This is a genomic window from Protofrankia sp. CiP3 (assembly GCF_917627345.1).
Taxonomy (GTDB): domain Bacteria; phylum Actinomycetota; class Actinomycetes; order Frankiales; family Frankiaceae; genus Protofrankia.
This window is the reverse complement of sequence record NZ_CAKJTM010000009.1, coordinates 39,604-43,599: the sequence shown is the minus strand read 5'-3', so window position 1 is coordinate 43,599 and position 3,996 is coordinate 39,604. Positions and strand designations below refer to the sequence as shown.

At 69.9% G+C, this 3,996-nt stretch carries 5 protein-coding genes; 2 read left to right on the top strand and 3 right to left on the bottom strand.

Going from position 1 to position 3,996, the window contains the following annotated elements; translation table 11 throughout:
- Positions 1 to 134: 134 nt before the first annotated feature.
- From MJ797_RS05415 to MJ797_RS05405, 3 genes are read right to left on the bottom strand one after another with little or no spacing between them, the layout of a single operon-like run.
- A complete protein-coding gene (locus MJ797_RS05415; protein WP_239332455.1) occupies positions 135 to 1,661 on the bottom strand; it encodes an aldehyde dehydrogenase family protein in 1,527 nt (508 codons plus the stop codon).
- The gene (locus tag MJ797_RS05410) at positions 1,654 to 1,944 is read right to left on the bottom strand and encodes a DUF4235 domain-containing protein (RefSeq protein ID WP_239309618.1); all 291 of its coding nucleotides are present in this window, start codon (positions 1,942 to 1,944) and stop codon (positions 1,654 to 1,656) included. The genes MJ797_RS05415 and MJ797_RS05410 overlap by 8 nt, the downstream gene beginning before the upstream one ends.
- A gap of 55 nt (positions 1,945 to 1,999) precedes the next feature.
- Positions 2,000 to 2,416: a DUF3093 family protein gene (locus MJ797_RS05405; protein ID WP_239332453.1), complete on the bottom strand. Its 417-nt coding sequence runs from the start codon at positions 2,414 to 2,416 to the stop codon at positions 2,000 to 2,002.
- A 211-nt stretch (positions 2,417 to 2,627) separates the two neighbouring features.
- Between MJ797_RS05405 and dut the strand changes: the two genes are divergently transcribed.
- Both dut and MJ797_RS05395 read left to right on the top strand, forming a co-directional pair.
- On the top strand, positions 2,628 to 3,137 hold the full coding sequence (gene dut / locus MJ797_RS05400; protein WP_239332451.1) for a dUTP diphosphatase: 510 nt from the start codon (positions 2,628 to 2,630) through the stop codon (positions 3,135 to 3,137).
- Positions 3,138 to 3,237: 100 nt separating this feature from the next.
- Positions 3,238 to 3,996, top strand: a complete 759-nt coding sequence (locus MJ797_RS05395; protein ID WP_374581489.1) for a DUF3710 domain-containing protein — start codon at positions 3,238 to 3,240, stop codon at positions 3,994 to 3,996.

The following is a 3,996-nucleotide window of genomic DNA, read 5'->3' as shown; positions in this document are numbered from 1 at the left end:
GGCCCACCATGGGCGTGTTACCGCGGACACGGTCGCCGCTGGGGAGCATCCCCACCTCATCGTGCCCTACGGAGCCGGCCGCCGCCCGTGCCGCCGGACACATGTGCGCGGGTCGTTCCGGTCACCCAGTGTTGTTACTCTCGGTTACTTTCGGTGTTCGCCTTGGCTCGCTGCCCGTGCAGTATCCGTGTGAGCGCCCGGTACCGCCGCATCGCCGACGGTTTTCGGAAGAACGAGACCGGGTTGACCGGCGAGGCGATCTGCCGCACGGTCATCGCCTTCGGCCAGGCGAACTCGCGCAGGCCATCCGCGCCCTGTACCCGTCCGAACCCGGAGTGCCCGACGCCGCCGAACGGCAGGCCGGCGACCGCGGTGAAGAGCATGACATCGTTGACCGAGACCATGCCCACCCGCAGCCGGCCGGCGATCTCCCGCCCGCGGCGGCGGGAGAACACCGACGCGCCAAGCCCGAAGACGCTGCTGTTGGCTCTGGCCACGGCCTCGTCGATGTCACGCACCCGGGTCACCACCAGGGTCGGCCCGAAGGTCTCCTCGGTCATCGCCAGGGCGTCGTCTGGCACGTCGACCAGCACGATCGGATCGACGAACGGTGGGCGGACCGATTCGGGACCACCGACCACGGCACGCCCGCCTCGCGCCAGCGCGTCGCGAAGGTGGCACTGGATGAGCTCGATCTGGCTGTCGAGGACCATCGGGCCGTACCCGGACGGTTTCCCGGCGCCCGCCGTGATTTTCTTCGCCTGGATGATCAGCTTTGCGAGGAAGGCATCGTAGACACCGTCGGTCACGAAGATCCGTTCAGTGGCGATACAGGTCTGGCCGGAGTTGCCGATCCCGAGCCACAGCGCGCCGTCGACGGCCGCGTCGAGATCGGCGTCGTCCGCTACGATCATCGCGTCCTTGCCGCCCAGTTCCAGCACGACCGGGGTGAGCGTCTTCGCGCACTGGGCCATCACGGCCCGGCCGGTGGCCGGGGCACCGACGAACGAGAGCTTGTCCACGCCGGCCGAGCACAGCGCGGCGCCGGTGGACGAGCGGCCGGTGACCATGCGGAGTACCGGATGCTCGCCGACCGCGGCGGCGAACTTCTCCACGATGAACCGTCCGACCGCGGGTGTCAGCTCACTGGGTTTGTAGACGACGCAGTTGCCGGCGGCGAGTGCCGACACGATGGCCCCACCCGGGGTGTAGACGGGCCAGTTCCAGGTCCCGATGACGCCGACGACCCCGTAAGGCTGGTAGGTCACGGAGGCGGCCTGGTTCGCGGTGAGCAGGCCCCGCGGCACCCGGCGCGTGCCCAGGACGCGCCCGGCATGGGCAGCCGTCCAGGCGAGGATGTCAAGATGCGTACCGATCTCCAGGACGGCCTCGTCGACGGTTTTGCCGTTCTCCTGGTGGACCAGGTCCGCGAGCTCGTCAAGGGAGTCGTAGAGCGCCCTCTTCCAGGCCAGCAGGCGCGTGCGGCGACCGTCGAAGCCGAGGCCGGCCCACCATTGGGTGGCGGTGCGCGCGTGTTCGACCACGGCGCGCACCTCGTCGGCGCTGTGCGCGGGGAACGTCGCGATCGTCGCGCCGGTAACCGGGCTGATCGAGTCAAAGGTCTCCACCGCCGCCATGACGGCCGGTCCTGGGTCAGTCACCGTCGTGCATGCCCGGTGGCAGTGACCCAGTCGTCTTCACCCACCAGCGGGCGGCCACCCGCTCGGCGGTGAGCCGCCCGAGGCCGATCGCCACCCCGGACAGCACCGCCCAGCCGATCGCGTCCGCCCAGGCCGTCTCGGGATGCGCCGGACTGGCCGGCGGGTCGGCTTTGCGGATTTTCCGGTACGCCACGGTGGCGGTCCTGCTCGCCGCCGAGCCGGCCGCGGCACCTGCCGCGCCTCCCACGATCTTCCAGCCAATCTTCGATACCGACCGTGCCACTATCGCACCTCCGTCATCTGTGGAGCGCGGCCCGCGGGGGAGCGAGATCCGCGGTTCAGCGCGTGACCGGGACATTGATCGCCATAGCCAGTTCGTCGGGATGCCTGCTGGACAGCACCCATGCGCCGGTCGCGGTGTCGACTCGGACGCCCGTCCGTATCCATGGTCTGGTCAGGGCAAACATCCCCGGGGTAAGCACGGTGCGGATGTCGGTGCAGGCGACGCAGCCGTGGACGGCGTCTCTGCTGATCGTCCTGGCGGCCGCGCGCACCGCCGTGTCGGTCACGGCCAGCCGGGGCCGCCCGAGCAGCCACAGCGCCGCCGCCAGCGCGGCGAACATGGCGCTGTAGGCCATCAGCCGAGCCAGCGCGGAGTCCGCGTAGACGGTGAAGTAACTGCCGAAGGCGCCCGCGCAGACAGCGGCCCAGACGTACCAGAGCCGAGGTACCGCCAGCCGTTCCTCGTACCGCATGTCGGTCAGTATCCACTGTGTCAGGAGCCGCCCGCGCCCGTCGGTAACTGATCTTTCGCTGGGAGCTGGCCCCCCATCGGGGCGGGCGCCGGTGAGGGCGCCGATGACGGGCCAGCCGGCACACCCTAGTCTTCGGCGTGTTCCGCCGGGCACCGTCGACCGTGCCGGTTACCGGCCTCGGCCCGTATTCGCGAGGAGCGATCGGAGACTCATGACCGCCACGGACGATCTCACAGCACAGCCGGCCAGCCCTGGATCACGCCGGCTGGGAGTGCTGGTGCGGCGGCTTGATCCGGATCTTCCGCTGCCCGCCTACGCACATGACGGCGATGCCGGCGCGGACCTCGTGGCGGCCCGCGACGTCACTCTCGCCCCCGGCGAACGTGCCATGATCGGAACGGGGATCGCCATCGCGCTGCCCGAGGGCTACGCGGCGTTCGTGCATCCGCGCAGCGGACTCGCCGCTCGTCATGGCGTGTCCATCGTGAATGCGCCAGGTACTGTCGACGCCGGTTACCGTGGTGAGATCAAGGTTCTGCTTGTCAACACCGACCTGCGCGCATCGGTCCAGCTGCGCCGTGGCGACCGGATCGCGCAGCTTGTCGTCCAGCGGGTGGAGCACGCGGCGTTCCGTGAGGTCGCCGAACTGCCCGGGACGGCGAGGGGCACCGGCGGGTTCGGATCGACCGGTGGGTTCGCGACGACCGGTGATCTTAGCTGACCGGGGCCGGTGAAGTGCTTACCCACACCCGCCCCATATCCGCCATCGTTGCCGGCCAGCACGCGCAAGGAGCTCATCGTGATAACAGGAAGTGGTTGAAATGTTCCGGCGCGGTCGTAGACGCGGTGGTCGAGGTGCCTTGGGCGCGCAGGAACACCATGGCCGGGATGAGGTCCTCGATGCCGAGGAGGAGGGCACCGCGGGTGCCCTGGACGGTCCGTATGACGTCGACGACGCTCCGGACGATCGTGTTCGGCGTCTCGACCTGGGCTCCCTGCGTATCCCCGTGGTCGACGGGATCCAGATGCAGTTCCAGGTCGATCAGACATCTGGCCAGCTGCTGACGGTGACTCTCACGGACGGCCAGAGCGCGATGGAGCTCGCGGCCTTCGCCGCGCCGAAAAGCACCGGTCTGTGGAACGACGTGCGCGCCGAGATCGCCGACTCCCTGGGAGCGGGACCGGGCGCGGCCGAGGAGGGCGGCGGACCGTATGGGAAGGAGCTGCGGCTCCGGCTGCCGACCGGCGCGGCCGATGAGTTCATGCCCGGCAGGATGATGGGGATCGACGGTCCGCGCTGGTTCCTGCGGATCGTCCTCACCGGCTACGGCGCGCTCGATCCACAGGCCGCGCCGTTGCTGACCGAAGCGTTGCGCCAGCTTGTGGTGGTGCGTGGTGACCAGGCGATGCCCCTGCGTGATCCGCTGCCGCTGAAGCTGCCGAAAGAGGTCACCGACCCGCACGCTTCGCCCGACCCCGCGGAGGAGGTGGCGGCGGGCCCGTACGACACCACGCCCGCGGTCGGGCGGACGGCGGCCCGGATGCCCTCCCCCGGCGTGCGGATAGCGGAGGTCGGCTAA